The sequence below is a fragment of the Mesorhizobium sp. LSHC412B00 genome (genome assembly GCF_000503035.1).
Classification (GTDB): Bacteria; Pseudomonadota; Alphaproteobacteria; order Rhizobiales; family Rhizobiaceae; genus Mesorhizobium.
The window spans coordinates 871,086-892,071 of sequence record NZ_AYWB01000001.1 but is presented as its reverse complement, the minus strand read 5'-3'; the positions used below and the strand labels follow the sequence as shown (position 1 = coordinate 892,071).

14 protein-coding genes and 3 pseudogenes are annotated in these 20,986 nt (G+C 55.6%); 4 read left to right on the top strand and 13 right to left on the bottom strand.

What is annotated here, in order from left to right:
• The first annotated feature begins 475 nt into the window (after positions 1-475).
• Positions 476-814: a helix-turn-helix transcriptional regulator gene (locus X757_RS160560; protein ID WP_023725264.1), complete on the top strand. Its 339-nt coding sequence runs from the start codon at positions 476-478 to the stop codon at positions 812-814.
• A gap of 92 nt (positions 815-906) precedes the next feature.
• On the opposite strand, the gene X757_RS1000000168440 is transcribed toward X757_RS160560, so the two are convergent.
• The 3 genes from X757_RS1000000168440 to X757_RS160570 form a co-directional block, all read right to left on the bottom strand.
• A complete protein-coding gene (locus tag X757_RS1000000168440) occupies positions 907-1,887 on the bottom strand; it encodes a restriction endonuclease (RefSeq protein WP_023725263.1) in 981 nt (326 codons plus the stop codon).
• A 166-nt stretch (positions 1,888-2,053) separates the two neighbouring features.
• Positions 2,054-2,755: a hypothetical protein gene (locus tag X757_RS160565; protein ID WP_156033636.1), complete on the bottom strand. Its 702-nt coding sequence runs from the start codon at positions 2,753-2,755 to the stop codon at positions 2,054-2,056.
• 11 nt (positions 2,756-2,766) lie between these two features.
• Positions 2,767-3,090, bottom strand: a complete 324-nt coding sequence (locus X757_RS160570) for a hypothetical protein (protein WP_031251042.1) — start codon at positions 3,088-3,090, stop codon at positions 2,767-2,769.
• Between X757_RS160570 and X757_RS1000000169515 the strand changes: the two genes are divergently transcribed.
• A complete protein-coding gene (locus X757_RS1000000169515; protein WP_306413580.1) occupies positions 3,007-3,471 on the top strand; it encodes a helix-turn-helix domain-containing protein in 465 nt (154 codons plus the stop codon). The genes X757_RS160570 and X757_RS1000000169515 overlap by 84 nt on opposite strands.
• A gap of 54 nt (positions 3,472-3,525) precedes the next feature.
• On the opposite strand, the gene X757_RS0133335 is transcribed toward X757_RS1000000169515, so the two are convergent.
• From X757_RS0133335 to X757_RS160585, 3 genes are all read right to left on the bottom strand, one after another.
• On the bottom strand, positions 3,526-3,813 hold the full coding sequence (locus tag X757_RS0133335) for a hypothetical protein (protein ID WP_023725259.1): 288 nt from the start codon (positions 3,811-3,813) through the stop codon (positions 3,526-3,528).
• A gap of 347 nt (positions 3,814-4,160) precedes the next feature.
• Positions 4,161-7,124, bottom strand: coding sequence for a plasmid replication protein, CyRepA1 family (locus tag X757_RS160580; protein WP_023725258.1), 2,964 nt, complete (start codon positions 7,122-7,124; stop codon positions 4,161-4,163).
• A gap of 50 nt (positions 7,125-7,174) precedes the next feature.
• Positions 7,175-8,206 carry a hypothetical protein gene (locus tag X757_RS160585; RefSeq protein WP_023725257.1) on the bottom strand — a complete coding sequence of 344 codons (1,032 nt, stop codon included), beginning with the start codon at positions 8,204-8,206 and terminating at the stop codon, positions 7,175-7,177.
• 181 nt (positions 8,207-8,387) lie between these two features.
• On the opposite strand from X757_RS160585, the gene X757_RS160590 reads away from it, so the two are divergent.
• A complete protein-coding gene (locus tag X757_RS160590; protein WP_156933387.1) occupies positions 8,388-9,836 on the top strand; it encodes a hypothetical protein in 1,449 nt (482 codons plus the stop codon).
• A 205-nt stretch (positions 9,837-10,041) separates the two neighbouring features.
• Here the strand turns inward: X757_RS160590 and X757_RS160595 are convergent, their stop codons facing one another.
• Positions 10,042-10,701, bottom strand: a complete 660-nt coding sequence (locus X757_RS160595) for a hypothetical protein (protein ID WP_023725255.1) — start codon at positions 10,699-10,701, stop codon at positions 10,042-10,044.
• Between the two features lie 292 nt (positions 10,702-10,993).
• Positions 10,994-12,763: a recombinase family protein gene (locus tag X757_RS1000000165660; protein WP_280940373.1), complete on the bottom strand. Its 1,770-nt coding sequence runs from the start codon at positions 12,761-12,763 to the stop codon at positions 10,994-10,996.
• Positions 12,764-12,840: 77 nt separating this feature from the next.
• Between X757_RS1000000165660 and X757_RS160600 the strand changes: the two are divergent.
• Positions 12,841-13,737 (top strand): annotated as a pseudogene (locus X757_RS160600) (YifB family Mg chelatase-like AAA ATPase); the annotation flags it as partial.
• Positions 13,738-14,105: 368 nt separating this feature from the next.
• On the opposite strand, the pseudogene X757_RS1000000168830 reads toward X757_RS160600, so the two are convergent.
• The 5 genes and pseudogenes from X757_RS1000000168830 to X757_RS1000000165645 form a co-directional block, all read right to left on the bottom strand.
• Positions 14,106-14,940, bottom strand: a pseudogene (locus X757_RS1000000168830) (transposase); the annotation flags it as partial.
• A gap of 9 nt (positions 14,941-14,949) precedes the next feature.
• Positions 14,950-15,302: pseudogene (locus tag X757_RS1000000166175) on the bottom strand (transposase); the annotation flags it as partial.
• A 465-nt stretch (positions 15,303-15,767) separates the two neighbouring features.
• A complete protein-coding gene (locus X757_RS1000000165650) occupies positions 15,768-16,085 on the bottom strand; it encodes a hypothetical protein (protein ID WP_156933386.1) in 318 nt (105 codons plus the stop codon).
• A 300-nt stretch (positions 16,086-16,385) separates the two neighbouring features.
• The gene (locus tag X757_RS160605; RefSeq protein WP_023725252.1) at positions 16,386-19,346 is read right to left on the bottom strand and encodes a glycosyltransferase; all 2,961 of its coding nucleotides are present in this window, start codon (positions 19,344-19,346) and stop codon (positions 16,386-16,388) included.
• A 1-nt stretch (position 19,347) separates the two neighbouring features.
• A complete protein-coding gene (locus X757_RS1000000165645; protein ID WP_023703174.1) occupies positions 19,348-20,799 on the bottom strand; it encodes an FkbM family methyltransferase in 1,452 nt (483 codons plus the stop codon).
• Positions 20,800-20,986: the final 187 nt, after the last annotated feature.

Sequence of the window (20,986 nt, the reverse complement as noted above, 5' to 3'; positions counted from 1 at the left end):
GGGGCTCTGCCCCCGTTTTTGCATTCGGGCTTGCTCCCGCCGTCTGGTTCCCTTCCGACAACTTCTACCAGAGGCCGAAATAGCGCCCGATCCCGTGTACGACTAGCAATGCTAGAAGCGCCAATATGCCCAAAGGCCCTCCAGCCGAGGCTTTCAAATGTCTCACCGACTTTGATGGTCAAATGATTTCTTGGGGCTTGTTCCGGGTCTTCCATGGGCGCACCTCTCGCAAAAAAAAACGAGTGGTGCTGCTTGCTGCTTCGCAGTGCGGTGCAGTGCCGGGGATTTGCGCAAGAGGAAATTTTTCAGCTGGTGTCAGCACGGGTCCAGCCTCTGCGTTGTACTCGATTACAGCCCGGTCGGAGGCGTGCTCGAGGAAGGAACTCATATCGTCACAAACAGCACCTTGCCGTTGTCGATAGTCGCCTGCTCAGGGAAAGCGCCGCCCATCGGATCAAAGTGATGGAGAACGGCAATGGACGCTCGCGTAATCAAGGCGCTGGCCTGTGGAAGCAGGCTGAAGATTCTGGATTTCCTGAACTGGCCGGAACTGCATTTTCCAGACGTTCCCAACGCGCGGCAGACCGGGCTGACGAACAAGCTAATCTGCGGCAGACTTGGTATCACGCAAGAGTCAGTCAGCTTGCACATGCGCTGGCTCACCGGAACCAAATTGGTCTGTGCAACGAAGGTTGGGACACGAGTTTTCTACAAGCGCAATGAGCAGGGGATTGACGACGCGGTCACAGCGTTATGCGAACTGCTGCAAGGCCAAAGCGACAAAGAGAATGGGCATTCGGAAAACGCGGTATAGCAATTGGCAGCAAAAACTCGCGTAAGCGAGATTGAGCCTCCTGGCTCGTTAGCACAGTGGTTTCGAATATGCCGATGGCAACGTCTGCCGACTCACAGGCCATCAAGCTTTCGAGCGAGTTCCTCCAATCCACATAGAACCACCTTGTTGGATGACGACAGCTCTAAGGCGGCATAGGTGTAGCTACTACTCGCGCACACAACCGCATAGTCGGTCCCATAGTGTGCGCGAGCAGAAACGGCCTCCTGTACAGCCTTCACACCAACAGGCTTTGACGTGTCCTTGCACTGAATTGCGAAACTTAAATCGTCTTTCATGGCAACGATATCCGCGCCGAAATCCCCAGTCTTCGGTGTCTCTTGAACTTCAAATCCGGCATCTATCAAGGCTGCAACGCACCGCCGTTCGAAGCTAATTCCCCTGTTTTTGCTGACGGCAGGCTGGTGGGCTGCTCGGTCAGCTTTGAGGATATGGAGGAGAATCTGGGCCTGCTCATACACGACGTCCGGATTCATTGGCTCTCCGGAATACGTCAACGAGCGCTTCACGAGCTTCGAGACAGCGAGGACCGACGCAGTCAGGTCTTCACGGCCGATTGCGTCAACGCGAACATTTGTCGAATAAAGGTTGTAAATGAGCGTTCGGTTCGGAACGTACAGATTCATGAGCTTGATGAAGAGCAGCACCAGGCTGATCAGAGCATAACCGCCGGCATAGGCTGATCTGTCGTTTTCGGTCACCCCGGGGATTAGCTCAGCCGCTCGCTCCCACTCTGGGAACGCTGCACGAGCGGTCCATCGATGGCATTCCAACCCGGTCTCAACCAGAGCGCGATGTATCGGGTTTCCAAACGGCATACTAATCGGGAGGGGGATATCTATGCCGTCCAGCCGGAACTTACGAGTGTAATAGGGACTTTCCAGCAAGTCGGGGTGGATACGAAATGGCTGAAGAAGCTTGTCTTGAGCTGCAAGAAAGGCCGCCCACACTTCAGGCGGCACCGGAAGTTTTTTCGTTGAGATTATTGCCGAAGTCCACCCGTCGGCTAGCCGCTCTTCCTCCGTTTTTGGCAAAGTGCTCCTCCCAACAAGCCCGTGAAAATGGCTCAACCAAGTCCTGAGGCGCTAGGCATATATGCATCCTGGCGGTCTTTCGGGACATTGTAAGGGATGCCACACCGGGCACCAGTGTTTTGACGGTCCGCAGGGGCCCTCGAGTTACAAAGACCGGGTGGAGACTTTAGTGATGGTTCGAGCCCTTGCCGCACCGGTGCCATTTGTATTGATAGCCGGACTGTCCATTTTTGCCGTAGCACCATTTGTCAGCCTCAAGTTGGCGGGACAGTGCCTCTCTCGCGTCGCAGGCCTGCAGGGTCCTGGGGTCATCTCCCGAGCCGCCACGACAGTTCTCATTGGCAGCCTCCCACTGACGGATCAGCTTTGCCGGTGGGATTGCCTTTGCAATCTTGGGGGGGATCACTTTGCCCGAAGGAACGATTTGAATCCCTGGGAGCGGCGCACTTTTTGCCGGCTTGCTAGATGATGATTGCTGTTCGCAAGCGATCAGCTGCTCACCGTCAATTCGTAAGGTTTGTGGATTCTCGACGTCCAAAATGAATGACGCTTGGGAATGATGCCCGCCTTCTATGCAGTCTGCATCAACTGCGTAACGATTTGTCCGCAGAGATTCAACGGTGGCGACTACACATCCGGATTCAGGGAATTCGTAGTAGTGCCCGCTCTTGGAGACAGAGAACTCAATGGAGTCGACGTTGCCCTTGCGAAACTGTTCGCACAGGTCGGCTGACCTCATATAGGCGCCATCAGCAACCGGCAGTGCGTCCATAGCATTGGCGGCGGAAGCTCCGGCGATAAGGAATAGCGCTGGAAGCGTCGTTCCAATTGCAGAGCGGAGCAGAAAACGGCCGAACTGATCGCCCAAGAGCCAGCCCCTCAATAGTAGTACCGCTTATTTCGGAACAGATACATCAATAGGTACACCGGTGCCCAAAGGCCAGTGGTAATAATCGATAGCAGGATGTGGAACCAGTGAGGAAAGCGTCTCAAAGTCCCAATCCCTGACGCAGCCGCGGCTGCCGCCCCTCCACCTGCATTCATAAACACCTGAGGAGCGTGCCTCTGGGTCTTCAGGAACTCGATCTCCCGCATTTGCGGATCGAGGATCTCGCCGCAATGTTTGCATTTCTTCGATTTGGCATTGATCGGCTCAGAGCAATACGGGCAGTCGATCGTGCTGATTGGCGCTGCTGCTTCCACGTGGTCCCCCAGATAATTCTGATCATAAGGGCTGAGAAGCATCCCCCGTCGCCCAAATCAACATCATGGTCCTATATTACGTGGTTTAGGACAAGCCCAAATGATTGCTTCCGATCGATGGAAGTCCAGTCGTTGGTAGCTTGGAATCTGAGGCAACTGAGGGTGCGACGCGGCATCTCTCAGGACGATCTCGCTTACAGTTCAGGCGTCGAGCGGGCATATGTTGGCTATCTCGAACGCGGAATGCGCAACCCTACGATCACGACATTGGCGAAGATTGCTAAAGCGCTCGATATCCACATTTCACAGCTGTTTCGGGAGCCTGAGCCAGGCGAAGTCGTGCCGTCAACCCTGAGCCCAGGACGGAAAAAGGCCGGCTAATGTTCGACTTATCCCGCTGTTTCAGGCGGGATAGGTCGTGGTTTCCGGCTGAAGTCAGCGTCCCTTCTTGAACCGAGCCCTGACCTGCTCGGACACGCTGGCCAACTGGCTGTCGAATGTGCCATCGACAGCTGCCGCTCGGGCCTTCTGAAGTGCATCGATAACGCCAGCGATATCGGCACAGGCGATCGCATGTTTGCCTTTGCCAAGCTCCAAGGGAATCTTGCCATACTTGATCGCCAGCGTGGGCTTGCCGTCGATGCCGGTCGTCCACCAGCGGCCACGGAACTTGCGACCCTGGTTTTCCGGCTCGGCCATGTACAGCTGATGGTCGATCTGCATGACTAGCCTTTGCCGACGCTTCGATGCAGGGTCCGACGCTTCCTGCTTCGGGGTAGCGACAAGCTTCAATCCTTCGAATGCCATTGTGATCTCCTTCCTTGTTGATCGACAGCGGCATCCCGTCGAACGACTGAGAAGGTCAACGGCTTTGGTGTGAGTCTTGGTTGGTCAATCAGGATCACGCCAAAATTTAAGAAAAGGGAGGGAGAAGAAGGAGGATAAGTGGGGACAATTTATGTGTTTTCTATATAAATTGGAAGTTATCCGAGGCGGTGAAACACATAAATTGTGCCGACTTGTCATTCTTCTGATCCAGACAATCAATATACATCTGAATTTTGTAATGTTCATTGGACAATCCCCCGACGATCTGCAATTCCCTTCATTTTGGCGAACGAATCCAGGGCGATCCTATAAAGGTAGGTCTTGACGCCTGATGCAGACGTTGTCCTGGATTTGACGGTCGATAGCCCAGCCATCTTCAGAATCGACTTGACCTGACTCATAGGTTTCTCGTCCAAATCGGCACGGACCGGCTTGTCGAACTGCGTTTCAAACGCCAGAGCATGCTTTCGCATATACGCGACGAAATCCCCGAGCTGGTCACTTCCGCACTCGACATCAAGATGGAATTCACCAAGGGAATAGAATGGGGTCTTCGCGATGATGCCCAGAGCCATCATCTCCTTTTGCGTGTGGGTTGGCAAAAGCACCGCGGTTCGGCTATCTCCGGGAAGCCACTCGGCCGCCATCATCAGCCTGACCTTGAGCAGCTTTTTGTTGATCAACTGCTCGAACAGCCGAACGCGTTTCCTCATTTTGCCATTGTCGTCCAGCTTGATCAGTTCTTCGGTCAACTCCTCCCTATAGAAGCGCTCGATCATTGACCGGGAATATGACGCTCGCAGAGCGTCATCAATGGGATCGTCGTCCTTGATTGCCGACGCGACTTGGTCAAATTCCTCCTCGGTCAGTGACGTGGCTTCTAGAAGTCGCCGAACAGCTTGCTCCTTGTGCAGTTCGCTGCCGGCGAGCCAGGCCAAACTACCCTCTTCGAAAAGAGCATCGTTCCTCTCGACGTTAACGACATTCCAGCCTTGGCTCTGCACGTATTTGACGAAGTGGTTTCTCAGATCGTTCTTAGATGCGCGTTCAACCGACAGAACCGATGCCGCAATACGAAGCAGCGGATCGTTGTCTCGATGATCCTCATATTCCACTCGGCCATGGGAATTGTAGTGCTTGATCAGGTGGCCCATCATCTCGAATGACAGCGCATCGGCCGTCACCGTATCCAGGTCGGCTTCGAATGAGAATTTTGCTGGGCTGATAAAAACTCGCACCGCCTTGGGCGATCTGACACGGGCGAGCTGTTGATCACAGTCGAAGTGGGTGAGGACCAGTGGGTTGAACATGCCAAAAACGATGTCGAAACGTTCGTTCTCGTTCTCAAAAGTGAAATCGACGCCGGTTCCCAGCGATGGTGAAGCGAGAACGACCTGATATTTCGTTGATTCCGCCGTGGGGTCGGCCACAAAAGATTGGATACGGTCATCCGATCTTTGAACCGTATTTGACGTGACGGTGACCAGCTTTGTCTCGGGATTCTTATCGAGGATCGCTTTCTCCAGCTTTTCGATAAATCCCCTATCGTTGGCGGTGACAAAGCACCTCTTTCCTGCCGCAACAGCTTGATGAATTTCACCAACAAGCTGCGTCTTTGTCGGCACCATATGCATGGTCCCGCGCTCTTTTCGAAAGGTGTTGATGATCAGGTGGTTGTCTCCAACCTGATCGGGTTTCTTGCGCCATTCGCATATCCGCCGGAACGTGTTCCACGACAGATCAGCATCAAGTGCGACGACCTTGTTAGCACTGGATACAAGGTGCATTAGTCTGCGAAGGACCGCTAGGCGCTTCTCCTTCATCGTTGACGAGAGGAAATGCGCAAGCACTTGCTCCGACTCATCGATAAAGATGTAGTCATACGGCTTGTCGGTCTTGATCTTCATCAGGCTGTCGAGACAGATCCCGTATCGATCATGCCTCCCGCTTGGTTGTTCGCCCTCGTCGTCCAGATAGCAATCCAGGCCAAGCCTAGTGCACATAGACTTAATCAGCGTGCGCCGATGCCCAACAAGCAGTATACGCGCGCGCTCTTGCTCCACCAGGTGAACCAGCAGCTTTGTTTTCCCGCTGCCTTTCGGACTGCGGATGAATGTCGCGCCCGGCAGGAATGGCACGGATTCTAGGTGTTCCCTGTCGATAAAAGTGATGGTGGCTGCCGACAGATGCTCGTCAGCGTCTTTTGATGAAAGGAATTCATCTATCTTCGCTGTTGGTACCGGAATTTGCTTGATAGCGTTGGCGGCCTTTTCGAAGCTGTAAAAATCGTATTGGTCGTTGTATCCGGTTGACCAGAAACTCTGGACACATGCCGAGCATCGAATTCCTTTCTGTCCGTGCTGGTTTTGAATGACGAACGCGCTTGGGTGCCTATCCTTGTGATACGGGCAAAACAGCGGTTCCGAGCGCGGAAAATCGTCCAAAAACCCGGTAATTCTTCTGGAATTCATGACAATTAGGTCGTTGGCAATGGTCAGCTTGGACCTTGTCGATGCAAGCCTGTCGAATGCGCTGTCCGACTGATTGGCTCCCATGCCTTGGGCAATCAGATCGTCCAGAACGGCCGCAGGAATTCCTCTGTCGAAGTAGAGGTACTCGGCTTGCCTGTTGCCGCACCAAATCCTGGCCGGATCGGAAGTCGAGCCGTCGCTTGAGAATTTCAGGATCAGGGAACGCGTTGCTGCCCGCATTTCCTTGGCGTCTGTGATCGTCCGTTCCAGCGCAAAGCCAATTCTGAAACGATTGCTGGCCTCTGTGTGGCTGGCGGTGGTGTAGATAAACGTCGCATATGCTGCGACGAAATCATCGTCGATCGCTTCATCGAGCGTCATCCCGCCATCAACGTCAACCGACAGCAGATCAGACGCTTTGAAGTTACTGTTTGACCGCGGGCCACTGAATTCAGCCGAGTAGGCGTGGCCAGCGATGACTACATTTCCGAGCAGACCTTTCACATCGAGCTGATGTGGCTCAAATCCATCGGTAAACGCATTGCCGTGCAATGGAGTTTTGTCGACCAACCGCCGATTGATCGACAAGCGCAGCTTGCGTGTCAGCCAGTTCACACCAACAGGCGAGTGCGACCCCGCAGGTGAGCTGCCCGGATCGATTGCTTCTTCAGGATCGACGGCTTCTTCGAGAATTTCCATAATGGGGTCCCCCTGATTTTTGATCGAAAAAGACATGCCGAAGGCCTCGCCCGGAGGGCGAGGCTCGGTCACATTCGAACTAGGGGTTATGCCGCTTTCAGATCCTCAGCGGTTTCCTCGGCCGGCGACTGGTCATCGTTTGCCTGGCGCTTTTCATCCAACCAGTCAGCGTAAGTTTCGCCTGGAGAGCCGCAATAGTCGGACATTTCCGGAAAGCCATCGGGAATCTCTGGCATTCCGTGGCTTGTCGCCTCCTTTGCGTTTGGAAGCTTGGTTCTGTGGAGGACTTTGATTTCTATGCCCCCTTCAGATGCCCGGAGTATGGCTTCACCGAGTTCGTGTCCCAACGCGAGAAGTGTCCCTTCCGCCCGCTCGACGTGCCGGAACATCGTTTTGGCCTGCGCAAAGTCGATCACGAAATCATGACAGGGGTAGCCCTGAGCTAAGCTGACCACCCTACCTTCGTCAGCATTGCCCGACGTCGCAGCCAATTGGCTCCCGTACTTTATCCCCTGATCCGATGCACGTTTCTGGCGACCAAGCACAGCCGGATCTATTCTGGCAACCAGCGGCGACACAATGTCGGTAGCCATTGATCCGCAAATGTCCGCAGCGAGCTTAAAGCTGATACTGCCTTGACTGAGCAGGACGAGATTGGCGACAGACGTTTCGAAGAATTTCGCGGACGCCTGCATGACTGCTTCGAGAGAGGCTTGCGTGGACAAACTCGAATCCACGATTCCGAGTTCATCTCGTTGTAGGCCCTGAGCATCTATCGGTCCAAGTTCCGCAAACGGGGACATCCAAAGTCGATTGGCCCCAAGCGCAACGATCGTTCCGGCACTTTTGCAGTGTGCTGGAATGAAAATATCGAAGCTGTCGTAGAAGGTTTGGAGAAGTCTAGCTATTTTGAAAGCAGCGGCGTCAGAGCCGCCTGGGGTGATCAGAATTAGTATGGCCTTTTCCGATCTTCTGGCGAATAACACCTCGTTGCGAAGCGCTACGTATCCTCTTTCGTCTATTCGTCCAGCGTATACATATACGTCGCTGGAGTGTTCCTTTGCGGCCCTGAGGCCGACTTTGCCGAGTTGTGATTTTGCGTGTATCGTTTCTGCCATGCGCAAATGGACCCTCCGTTGGACGCCGGCAGAGGATTCCCTGTCAGCGTTGCGGCTAAATGGGTGCGACAAAATTGCAGCGCAAGTACCCTTGAAAAATAAATTGAGAAAACCGTTAAGCCCTTAAACAGCGCTCGCCAGTGTCCCGGTCGGTCCCGCTCTGTTGTCCAGTGATGATCCAATGGCAGAATCGCTGGATTGCCGATACGCTTCCGGCATGGAACCGGCGTTCGATCACACGAAGTACTCGTCGATCGTTTTCATCGACAGCATGGTCGCGCTGCAAGGAAAGCCGCTAGAGGCGCTGCCTTGGGCAGAGCTTGATGCCGAAGGACCAGTCCTGATCTTGGTCGTTCCGCAGGTCAACGCCGAGATTGACAAGCGAAAGCGCGATGGGCGGCTCAACAAGCGTGCCAGGGCTTTCAATCGTCTCATTGCTCCTGCTGCTGACAACGCCGCACCTCATACAATCGCGGCAGGACCTCCCGCTGTCGACATAGCGGTGGCGCGATGTGAACGTATCAATTGGGAACTGTTCGAGGACCTAGATCGTGATGAGGGCGATGATCGTGTTGTCGCCCAGATACTTCACGCACTGGATGTACCGAACGATCGCAAGCTTCTGCTCAGCCACGACACCAATCCGATATCGATTGCTGCCCGTCACGGTTTGAGGCGTCAGCGACTTCCGGATCACTGGCTTCTCGACCCGGAACCGAGTGAAAGCGAAAAGGAAGTTCAGCGGCTGAAGCTACGTGTTCGTGAGTTGGAGGCGGCTCAGCCTAAGATCGAGGTCTCACTCGATTTTGGCCTGGCTCAGCCTCAAAGGCTTTTCCGGATCGAACCAATGCCTGAAAATGCCGAGAAGGTCATCGCATCTCGCGTGATCCGACAGAACCCCAATCAGGAGGATGATTCTCCATTCAACTTCCGCCGCGACGATAGCTACGATGGTCGTTATCGCGATTATCTGACCAAGATTGTTCCGAGATACACTGCCTCTGTCCATCGGTTCCTTGAGGTTCACTACGCTCAAGTTCCATTCACATTCTGCCTCAAGAACGTTGGGAATTTGCAGGCCGAGAGCTTGGTGCTTAGAATGGTAGGCAAGGGTGGCTCCCTCCACAATCGCTTCACCTGTTACCCGATCTTTGGCCCACCTGCCCCCAAGCCAAGAACCTTCCTGGATGGCATTAGCTTCGATGCAAATTCCATTCGGCCGTCGATCGTAGGCAGGCATGATATGCAGTTTGCTATTGGTCCCGACCGTAGTCCCGTTATTGAGACCCATTGCGCCGATTTCCGCCATGGTCGCGCCTGGGAGTTCGAAGGAGTTGCGATGATCGATCCCCACCAGGAAGGTCCGTTCGTAATCGATGTGGAAGTCACTGCTTCGAATATGCGCGGAATTCAGACCAAGGCGTTCTACTTTGCCTTCACGGCGGAAGTCGTAAAAATCGGCGATCTCGTTGACCTGCTAGAGCCTGGATACAAGGTTCCGATTCCGCTGATGGACCGGTTCACGGCCGAGGTCACAGCTAAGAATTGGGATTGGATCGAAGTTGTCGGTGTTGACGGCCTCGAGGAGCAGCCCGATGACGATGATGAAGATGGCGACGATGAGGATTGAAAACTGAGCGGGTTGTACGTGGAGGCTATTCGGTGAGAAACGACCACCAAGACACACACGCCGGGTTTACCGAGAATTTCTTAGCTCTGTAAATCCTGGCAGGGTGTCACGACGTTCAGCGGAATTCCTCGGTTTGGGGCCTCGCCTGATCTAACCCGTAGTTATCCTGCCTTCAGGCTTCTTAGCACCCTGCCTGAACCCTGTCTTAGTTGATCGTTTTGTCGGTCTGAATTGGCAGCACCCTGAAATCGTCAGCGACCTTAAGCTCGTGATTATTGTGCACCATGAATTTCGCCATGTACGATGATGCACGACTGTCACCCGTCGAATTTCGATGGTCATGATCGAGCTGCTGGATATCTAGCTCTCGAATCGAGAACCGTTCCTTGATGGATAGAAGCCGTTCTTTGTCGGCAAATAACTTTAGAAATCCATCTCTGGTTTGCTCGGTGACAATCCAGATCGAGTGGATATGTGGGTTCTCTAGCTGTCCCATCGATTTCCAGTATCTCGATCCATTCATGTCCAGACAACCGATAGCTAGAGGTTTGAGATCATGGAATGAAGGGCGATGGTAATTCCGTCCAATCAGTTCACGGCAGATCAAGTTGTACAGGTCTGTGAACGTGTCCATCACCGACTTGGCACCTGGTCCGTCGATTAGGTCGGAACCTTCTAGCCGCTGCTTGCGACGCCCCTGATCGAATGAGATCGTGATGAAGAACCCGTTCCGTTGTTTGAAAAATGAGGTGGGTTCGAATCTGCCTCTGTGAGCCTCTATGAACTGCTCGATCCTGTCATCGAACCAGGATGCATATTGAGATGAGATAGAGGGTGGAGAGGTGTGTGAGTGGCTTTGGAGCATGTGCGTTCGCCTTCTTTCACAAGGATATAGACCCATCGAGTCTGATGGGTGGAATTGCGTTGAGGTGTTTGAAGTCGTGCGAGGATAGCCGTCGGCACGGTTCAAAAGACCGATTTGAAACTGAGAAAAGGGAAAGGATCTGAAGGGAAATTCGGTTCTGAGGTAATGACGGTTCTGGGATGCCCATCTATTTATGCGATCCCAACCGGACCTCACGAACTCCCACACAATTCGATTGTTCCGCCCGAAAATTGCCACGCCCGCAGCGTGCCCTGTTATCAGCGATGCACTACTATTCCGATGCTCGTCCGAATAGTGTTTGTAGGTTCAGGCCACGATCCGTGCCAACCGGTTTGCCTGCAGCATCCACGGTGACTTCAGCAACGAAATCCGTTGGGTCGTCATTATTCAGCACGACCCTGCGGGAAACGCCGTCGGCAAGAACGACCGAGAAGCTGCGGTTATATCGCTTTGCCTCAATGTTGGTTCGTTCGATCACTTCGAGACTGCGCTGGCGCTCTATCGGATCGGTCCCTGCCTGATCGAAGAGCGCTTCCGCCTTCTTCAACCGGGGTTTGGTACCTTCAACATCCAATCGCAGGTCGCTGACGATTTCGCGCAAACGGCCGGCAAGCATTGTCCTTTGTGCGAACGCGTCGGGACCTTCTGTCACTTGAAGCTGGTCAATCAAACGGTGCAGCTCATCAGGCGAAATCGACTGCTGTTCGCGGATTGTGGACAGCAGTAGCTCGACATCGGCCATCTGCACGTCGACTTCAGCCAGTTCGTTTTCGCATTCCTTCAGTTTCGCCGACACGAAATCGATCGAGATCGCTTGGTTAATGAGAGCGTAGGTTCGCTCCCGTTGAACCTCTAACTGCTTACGTTTCTCCTTCAGCGAGGTCAGTCGGTCGTCCAAGGCGATTGCATCCGATTTGGTGGCCGATGCAGCGAGTATCTCGCCTAGATCGATCTCCTTGACGTACAGAAAGAACGACCTCTCAAAATCCGGGTAGCGCCACGTGGTTGAAACGCAATCCAGGCCACGTAGTGCCTGACTGCACTTCAGATATGTTCCACCGCCCGGCCCAAACCCCTTATTGAGAAAATGCATAGGCGCACCGCAGTACCCGCACCTAGCAAGGTGGGTGAATAGGTTGCGCAGCGCTTCCCCCTTACGCCCTCCGCCTTCGATTCGGCGTTTGCCCCTAGCGAATTGCGCTCGGAGAAACAGTTCTTCATCGACGATTTGCGGGTAGTAGCCGGGGATTGGATCGCCAAAAGGAATTCGTTTTCCATTCTGCTTGGTGTGAGGCTGAAACTCGCCGAGAACCGCACGGGTCTGTAGAATCTTGGTCACATAGGACTGCACCCAACCATTTGACCTACCAAAGGCTGGTGTGCCCAAATCGTTCAGTCGGCGGGTGATGACAAATGACCCTTGCCCGCTCGCGCTATCCTCGAATATCCGCCTGACAATCTGCGCTCGATCCTCCAACACGCCAAAGCTCTTTCGGTCTTCCAATAGCTCAAGCCACGCCGGGCACAATCCGGTCAGTTTCTTGTCGCCGATTGCTTTTCGTTTGGCGCCCCACGCAGCCGACAAACGCTGGCTTTTGATTTCAGATTCCTCGTTTGCACGAGCCATCACAACGATCGACATTATCAGCTGTGTAAATTCGGCCTCCCCGGCCTTGTACAGCTGATTATCCGACAGGGTGACGAGATTGATCCCGTTTGAGGTGATGTCGAAGAACAGCGCCACCGATGCATTCAGTTTTTGGCGTGACAGACGGTCAAACGACTCGACAAGCAAGTAAGATCCCTTCGGAATCCTGCCCGCTTTAACAGCGCCCAGAAACTTGCCAAGCTCGCCCGAGGAGACGTTGTCCCCCTTGAATGCGGAGACTCCGATGTCCTCTAGTCTGAAGTCCTCGACGAGTTGCAGGTCGTGATCTTCGGCATATTTCTTCGACCGCTCCGTTTGCCTTCGCAAACTGTCGCCTTTCAGCTGGATATCGGTCGACATGCGGACGTAGGAATAGGCGAGCGGCTTGGTCAGTGGGAATCTCCAGATTGAGATTAATACCCTACAATGATTTCGATCTTCAACCTCCGTTGAATTTAATAAGCTTCATTATCTTGATGGTCGGGCCTCCCGGCTCGGGAAAATCGATGCTGGCGCAGAGGCTGCCTTCAATTCTGCCACCACTGGCGCCCAAGGAACTTCTTGAAGTCTCGATGATCGCCTCGGTGGCCGGCGAGCTCGGCGAAGGCAAGCTCACCGACCGGCGGCCGTTCCGCGCCCCGCACCATTCGGCTTCGATGGCGGCAATGGTCGGCGGCGGCATCAGGGCGCGGCCGGGCGAAGTATCGCTTGCCCATAACGGCGTCCTGTTCCTCGACGAGTTTCCCGAATTCACGCCGCAGACCTTGGATGCGCTGCGCCAGCCGCTGGAGACCGGCGACTGCATGATCGCGCGCGCCAACCACCGCGTCACCTATCCAGCGCGCATCCAGCTGGTAGCGGCGATGAACCCGTGCCGTTGCGGCATGGCCGGCGAGCCCGGCTATCGCTGCCTGCGCGGTGAACGCTGCCGCACCGACTACCAGGCGCGCATCTCAGGCCCGCTGCTCGACCGCATCGACCTCAGGATCGAGGTACCGGCTGTCTCGGCCGCCGACCTGATCCGGCCCGACCGGGCGGAGAAGAGCGCGGCGGTCGCCCAGCGCGTGGCGCGCGCCCGCACCATCCAGCGCGAGCGGTTCGAGCGGCTGGGCGTCACCAGCGCCACCACCAACGCCCATTGCTCGCCTTCTGTTATCGAGGACATCGCCGCGCCGGATGCAGCCGGCCTGTCGCTGCTGAAAGACGCCAGCGAGAAACTCGGCTTTTCTGCGCGCGCCTATCACCGCGTGCTTAAAGTGGCGCGCACACTGGCCGACCTCGACGCCAGCGAAACCGTCGGCCGCATTCACCTGGCCGAGGCGATTTCCTACCGCATGATGTCGGAGCGGGTGGCGCAGGCGGCTTAACCCTCCCCCCTTGAGGGGAAGGTGACCGCGAAGCGGCCGGGTGGGGTCGCCGAAGAATGCTCGATCTTTTTTTTGAAGCCGAGCCGAGAAAGGGCCTCTGCAATGACATTGCTTGTAGTGTCGTCCGAAGGGAGTCGCTGCAGTTCACGCAGGACCCCACCCGGCCCTTCGGGCCACCCTCCACTCAAGGGGGAGGGGGACGCTGGCGCTCAGGTTGTGTGCGTCAAGTTCTGCAAAATGGGCGATCATGAAACTGGTCATGCGGCTTGGCGTAGAGCGAGCTTCTTGTGCTCGCGCAGATCATCCATGTTGATNCGCTGACTGGTTGTGTGCGTCAGTTCTGCAAAATGGGGCGATCATGAAACTGGTCATGCGGCTTGGCGTAGAGCGAGCTTCTTGTGCTCGCGCAGATCATCCATGTTGATATAGCGGTTGGCCTCCATCCAGTTTTCGTTGGTTTCGACGGCCAGCGCCCTGACCAGGCGCAGGCAGCTTTCGGCGTTCGGGAAGATGCGCACGACATAGGTGCGCCGGCGGATTTCCTCGTTGAGCCGTTCAAGCATGTTGGGACTTGAGGTGCTTGTGATGCTGACGCGGCAGCCGGAAGAAAGTCAGCGTCTGTTCTATGGCTTCTTCCGCCCAGGTGGTCAGCCGCGGGTAGCGGGCGGACCATTTGGACAGCCACGCGGCGAGATCGGCCTTGGCCTCGGCGAGATCGCGCCGGTCGTAGAGCCAGCGCAGTTCTTGCAGACAATCGTCGCCGTGCTTCCTGGGCAGGTGATCGAGCGCGTTCCTGAGGAAGTGGACGTAGCAGCGCTGCCATGCTGCTNGATCGGCCTTGGCCTCGGCGAGATCGCGCCGGTCGTAGAGCCAGCGCAGTTCCTGCAGGCAGTCGTCGCCGTGCTTCCTGGGCAGGTGATCGAGCGCGTTCCTGAGGAAGTGGACGTAGCAGCGCTGCCATGCTGCTTCCGGGATCACCTCGCCGATCGCCGCGACCAGGCCGGCATGGTCGTCGGACACGGCCAGTTCGACGCCCTTGAGACCGCGTCGTTTCAAGCCGACGAGGAAGTCCTTCCAGGCCGAGCGGCTCTCGCGATTGGCCATCTCCACGGCCAGGATCTGCCGGCGCCCGTCCCAGTCGATGCCGACCGCGATCAGCACCGCCTGGCTCATCACGATGCCGGCTTCGCGCACTTTCTCGTANGTTTCAAGCCGACGAGGAAGTCCTTCCAGGCCGAGCGGCTCTCGCGATTGGCCATCTCCACGGCCAGGATCTGGCGCCTTCCGTCCCAGTCGATGCCGACCGCGATCAGCACCGCCTGGCTCATCACGATGCCGGCTTCGCGCACTTTCTCGTAGCGGGCATCGAGAATGAGGTAGGGGAATGGCTCCTGAAGCGGTCGTTCGGCAAACGCCTTCAGGCTCTCGTCCAAGCGCTTGTTGATGGCCGAGATCGACGAAGCCGAGAACGCATGACCGCACAGCTCTTCCGTGATCGCCTTGACCTTGCGGGTCGACACGCCCTGCACATACATCTCCGCAAGCGTCGCAACCAAGGCCCGCTCNCCAGGGAATCGGTGACGTTGAACATCACCAGCCTGCCATGACCGCCCTCTCTCAGCGAATTTGCAGAACTCTCAACACACTACCCGCTGACTCGGAAGAAGTCGCCCGCCTGTCGTAGTGGCAGGTTCGTGAAACCCCCATCCAACTGGCGGGTGCTGGCCTTGATGTTTTGATGCAAGCTTGCCAACAGGCGGAAGTTTTCAAATCGGGCTCGTATTACTGTTGCTGGCTAGTTCTGCACGATCAGAAGAACGCTCGTCGTCACATAGCCTTCGAAACGAAGCTTCAGATGCTGCAGTCCATTCTGATGATATGGTTGCAGATCGGCTTTGATATCATGCTCATGGGTGCCAACCGTCCAGATCGACCGTGGCCGAGCGGCATCCATTCTGCGCAAGTGGCGCCCCAAATCCAACAGGTCGCGCTCGCTATAGAGAACGCACCAACCATCCGCGATGGTGCCGTCATTTGCTGTCAGATTGAATTCGGTCGTATGAACGCCGATGCCGCCCTTTCAGTTTACCCTTGGATTCCATTACAAAGTCCATTCCGGCCTTCAGTGAACCTAGATGTTCCAGCGAGCAGACCGACCAGCAGAAGTCGAACGCCTCGTTTGGATGTGGGGCAACCGTCATGTCCACTGACATGAAAGACACATGGTCATCGAACTTGGCGCGGCCAAGTATTTCAGGCTTGTACAGTGCGTCAAGCGCGGCGGCGTGCTGACCAGTGTCAGACCATCCCTTTGACGCTTCGCCGGATGCAAGGTCGGAGGCAGTCACATAGACGTCATGCGACGCAAATAGGCTGGAGAGTGGTTCGCTCCCTCGCACCACCAAAGCTTGGTACGCTCGCTCAAGGCCGCTATTGCATGGCATTCCCACACTTTCCGATGGTAGGGAGTGGTGAGTTAGCTGCGACCATTTAGAAAAACACGACTGAGAGAAGTATTCCGCACGACACACAACAGATTTGAGCGTCAGAGTCCGCTACGCCGCTTGGTGTCTTCAGGCAACCGTGGATTACGACCACGATCGCAGGAAATTTGCTGAGTTCGGCCCCACGTTCTATATTCCGGGCTGTCACGCTCGTATCACCATGAGGCCGGCCCCAAAGGGGGGCGCCGCGGGATTAGCAACTGCCCGTTTCCTCCATTCAGCAATTGTATGTCCTACACTTACTCCTTGCGCTTTCCATTCCAGAACGATCGCATCCCTGCGCGCATCGCCGCCGGATATCGACGGGTCCGCGTTCACGAAAACGTCCCCGTTGCGAACGTCCACGACGCTATCTTCCCCGAGTGCGATTGGGCACCCCAGCATGGAGAACGTGAAATCGCGTGCATAACGAAATCGGCCGATTTCGGCATCGAAAGAGATCGTTTCCGCGCGGCGATCTCGGCTCGGATCAAGAAGAAGTTCGTTGATGGTCGTTATCAACTCTTGCTTCCTTGCATGATCCTTCCCGGTAACAAGCCCGGAGATATCGATCAGCAGATTAGGCACCCTTGCTGTACGGGGAATAGTCCTGTCGACGCATTCGGCAAACGTCACGAGGTCTTCGCCAGCGCGAGGCACTTCCGGCAGCGCCGCCACGGCGCCGAGCACATCTTGCACTGTTACCCCACCATAGACGGATTCGATGAAGTCCGCATACATGTCCGCGCAGAGCCGTGGCGAATGGCGCGTGGCCGCATAATTCTGCGCTCGTGTTGCGAGTGTCCTTCGCAGGCCGGCATCCCCATGTAGCCGGTCTAGGGCATCGGTGAGGGCCTCGTCGGTAAAAGCATCATCAAGCTGGATCACCGCTTCTGGATCGATCTCAGCCATCGATCCATTCGCGTTGATGATCGTAGGCAACCCCGCGTTCAGGCAATCAAGAACTGCGGCGGAAGTTTCACCGCGCGAATCTGTCCTTAATTGGACGGCGACATCGGCGGCCGCGAGGTACACCCTGTATGTCTCGTCGCTTACCCACCCCGTAATTCCAGTGAACCAGCTCTTTTTCTTTTCGAGGAGCGCGGCATATTCCGGCCACCCATTGCTACCGACAAACACAAGCTTGCATTGTTTGTCCCTAGACAGGGCGGACGCCGACAAGGCGTCCATCAGGCGATGGTTGAGCTTTGTCGGTGCTAGTATGCCGAAGCTGCAGACAACGAATGCATCCTCGTCGATGCCAAGTTCTTTTCGAGCTGCCTGTTTCGACAGGAGTTTCACAGCGGCGCGGGCGAGCGGGACGGTCCGCATATTGATCTGGGACGAAGCTCCGTAATACTCCCGGACCAGTTTCGCGGAATAGTTTGAATGGATGATCAGCCCGGAGGCATCCTCGATGGTCCTCTGACTACAAGGATACTTCTGGATCGTATCGACACTCGTTCGCAGGCGTTCCCAGATCGCGGGATATCCGTGCGAATGGAAGAGTTCCCGGTCCCACGCGTTCGCCATCCCTTCATGGACCTGTCGGTACGAATGGAGGCCGCTCAGGAAAAAATCGTGGAGCACGACGACGCCAGGAAATCTTCCGAGCAAGCCGATCATATGCTCATGAAACATCGAGTTGCCGAAATGGTACAGAATCCGATTATAGGAGGAGGCGTTTTTTTCGAACCATTGGATGCTGCGGACGGGAACGTTCGCCCGCACCCAGATATCTGACACGCCTTTCTGCGCAACGATCACATCGATGTCGTAGTGTCGCGCCAGTTCCGGAAGAAGCTCGACGCTGAAGCCTGCAATGCCGCTCCTTTCCGGCGGAAGCGGAGAGAAGTAGGCAAGTTTAGGTCTGGATTTTTGGCCGGGATCCGGCGCTCTCTTGGCAGTCGAGCGATGCAGCTCCTCAATCGCATCCAAGGCGCGAGACGCAGTGACCTCCCATGAGAAGAGCTTGGCGCGTTGCGCGCCATTTTCAATGAGCTTCGAGCGAAAGTTGGTGTCGGAAAGCGCCTCCGACATTTTGGCCGAGATGGCGTCGTCGGAGGTTGGGTCGAACATCGCCTCATTCCAGCCTATGACCTCCGGGATGCTCGATGAGTTGGCGCCAATCACGGCCGCGCCGCAGCGCATCGCCTCCAATATGGGCAATCCGAAACCTTCATAGGTGGATGAAAAAACAAACAAGGAGCACATGTTGTATAGCTGGACGAGATCGTCTTCTGGGACGTAGCCTGTCAACACAAGTTCATCGCTATCCAGCCCGAGACTGGAGGCAAGATGAGATAGCGTTGCCCTGCTATCCTCCTGAATACTGCAGACAATGGCCAGTTGATGGGCCTTGCGTATATCCGTTGGGAGTTTCGCAAAGGCTCGAATCAGCCCTTCGATATTCTTCCTGTAGTCAATTCCACCCGTATACATCACGAAGGGTCGAAACAGGCCGTACCTTTTATTGATACGATCTCTATCAGTCTCCGAGAGATCCATGGTCCTGAAGTTATCATCCACAGCACTCGATATATTGACGACCCGCTCAGGCGGCAAAGAGAGCCATCTAATGGCATCGCGTTGCGTTGCCTCCGAAATCGCAAGCCATGCGTCGGCTCGCCGGAGATGATCGAGCTTTCTTTCGTACCAGGTCTCGATGCTGGGGTTCTGCAGATACGGAAAGCGATGGAGATAAGGAATCAGATCGAAAAGGATAACGGCAGTAGGAATGCGGGTCGTAACCTGCCCGATGCTGGTGACGGTGCTGCTGTCGAGCCCCTCGAATAGGCTGGATACGAGCAGGACGTCCGGCCGTAGGTTCGCCAGAAACGCTTCGCGCAATACTTCCGCCGATCTTCGCAGCCACGGATCTCCGTCAAATAGATCGGAGACTTTCTTCGGGGTATGCCAGACCTTGATGTTGTCCTGTGGCAACATCCCAGTGAACGCCGAACGGATATCCAAGACGAGATCAGTGTCTGCACCGTTCAGCGCAATCAGGATTTCGTGATCCCGGTCACTCTTGAGCACAGCTTGCGCGAATGCTAGCGTATATCTTCCTATGCCGCGCTTCGCACTCGACCCCTGCACCCCCTGCATATCGATAACGATGCGCATGCTAGTGACGCTCCTTCCGATGGGTTTCGAGCATTTCTAGTATCCGTTTGGATCGCGAACTAATTCGCTTGCTCACCCCTTCGGGAGCGACGTTTAGAAACACACCGGCAATGCCGGAGGGAGAGTAAGATGCTGGAACCGCCATCGCCATGGGGCCGGGATCCTGCACCGCCGCAGGACTAGCGATGAAACCGCGGGATCGCGCAAATGCCTGTAGATGGCGCAAGGTTTCAGGATACCTTCGCAGAAAAGCTATAATACGCCATTTTAGAGAGGGCCGGGCGAGCACAAGGCGAATGAAACGGGACAAGACGCCGGCTGCAATTCGTCTCGGCAGCGATGCCAAGCCGACTGCCCCGCCTTTCTTTACCGCGTGTCCTATAGCGCGATAGGGCCGCATTAGGCGCCAGGATCGACTCTGGTATATCTCCTGCGCGCGCCTGTCGAACTCGAGAGCCTTTGCTAATGCGGCGCGGATGGCCTCGCCGGCCGCCCTCCGTTCCACATCAAGCTTCTGTAAGTCCGCTCGAAAAGCCTCCTCAGCAGCCCTTCGCTCCAAATCGAGCTTCTGTAAGCCCGCTCGGGCAGCCCCCTCAGCAGCCCTTCGCTCCATATCAAGGTTCTGTAAGTCAACCTGGAGAGCGGCAAGCCTCGCATTCAGCGAACAGATTTCCGCATTCGCCGCATCCAAACCATTTTCGACCTCCGCCTTTTCCTCCTCCATGGCTTCCATGCGCTGCCTCAACGGCACAAGTAGGCCGGATTGGCTAAAGGCAGGAAAAACGAATTCGTCGAAGATATTCGGGCCTGGCCCGAATGAGGCCTTCAGTTCTGGATGCTCTTTACTGACATAAAAGCGGTTCAGGCCGTCGAAATAGACGAATTCATATCCGAGCCGCTTGAGATGGGGGTGCCATTCGTCATGGCTCTTTGCCGTCGACATCGGCAAGGTACTTTCTATCACCACAATCCAGGGGCGCACAGCGGAAGCCCCCCAGCTTTTAACGACGGCAGATTCCATGCCTTCGACGTCGATCTTGAGCCAGTGAACCTCCCTCCCGATCTGACGGTTCAACAGGTTCTGGAGGCTGAGGAGCGGAACCAATTGCTCCTTCATTTCGTATCCAGCTTCGATATGCCGCTTGGCAACGACAGGATCCCCGGTGCTAAGGCCCGTGCCCGGAAATTCATGGAGAGTCAGGAAACCTGTGTCCGTACCGATTGCTGCCTCGATCACCTCCTCGTCCGGTCGCGCATCGCGTATCTTGGCGGCGTATGCGGCCGTAGGTTCTATGTGTATCCCGCGCCAACCTTGCTCGTAAAACGAGAGACTGACGGAATCCACCACTGGATCCTGAGCGCCAATATCGATGTAAAATCCGCGCTCAATGGACTTGAGGGCGCGCCACAAGATCACGTCTTCGAAATTCTGCGCGTATGAGGTGAATATCATCAGAGCTCAGGAAACAGCGAAAGATGGGCATTGTTCAGCGACACAAGCGGAAGCTCGATGCGGCGATCCTCTGAAAAGAAGCTCGCAGCAATCAGTCCGTCACCGCTGTATGACTGCTGCACGTCATGCTCGGCCAGGATGATGGCTCCCAAATCCAGCAATGCTTGCCTGCAATCGGCATGAGTGG

Bases quoted from the DNA above. Each gene is read 5' to 3' on its own strand.
- X757_RS160560 (WP_023725264.1), top strand. From the start codon at position 476: ATGGACGCTCGCGTAATCAAGGCGCTGGCCTGTGGAAGCAGGCTGAAG.
- X757_RS1000000169515 (WP_306413580.1), top strand. From the start codon at position 3,007: ATGTTTGCATTTCTTCGATTTGGCATTGATCGGCTCAGAGCAATACGG.
- X757_RS0133335 (WP_023725259.1), bottom strand. From the start codon at position 3,813: ATGCAGATCGACCATCAGCTGTACATGGCCGAGCCGGAAAACCAGGGT.
- X757_RS160580 (WP_023725258.1), bottom strand. From the start codon at position 7,124: ATGTCTTTTTCGATCAAAAATCAGGGGGACCCCATTATGGAAATTCTC.
- X757_RS160585 (WP_023725257.1), bottom strand. From the start codon at position 8,206: ATGGCAGAAACGATACACGCAAAATCACAACTCGGCAAAGTCGGCCTC.
- X757_RS160590 (WP_156933387.1), top strand. From the start codon at position 8,388: ATGGCAGAATCGCTGGATTGCCGATACGCTTCCGGCATGGAACCGGCG.
- X757_RS160595 (WP_023725255.1), bottom strand. From the start codon at position 10,701: ATGCTCCAAAGCCACTCACACACCTCTCCACCCTCTATCTCATCTCAA.
- X757_RS160605 (WP_023725252.1), bottom strand. From the start codon at position 19,346: ATGCGCATCGTTATCGATATGCAGGGGGTGCAGGGGTCGAGTGCGAAG.
- X757_RS1000000165645 (WP_023703174.1), bottom strand. From the start codon at position 20,799: ATGATATTCACCTCATACGCGCAGAATTTCGAAGACGTGATCTTGTGG.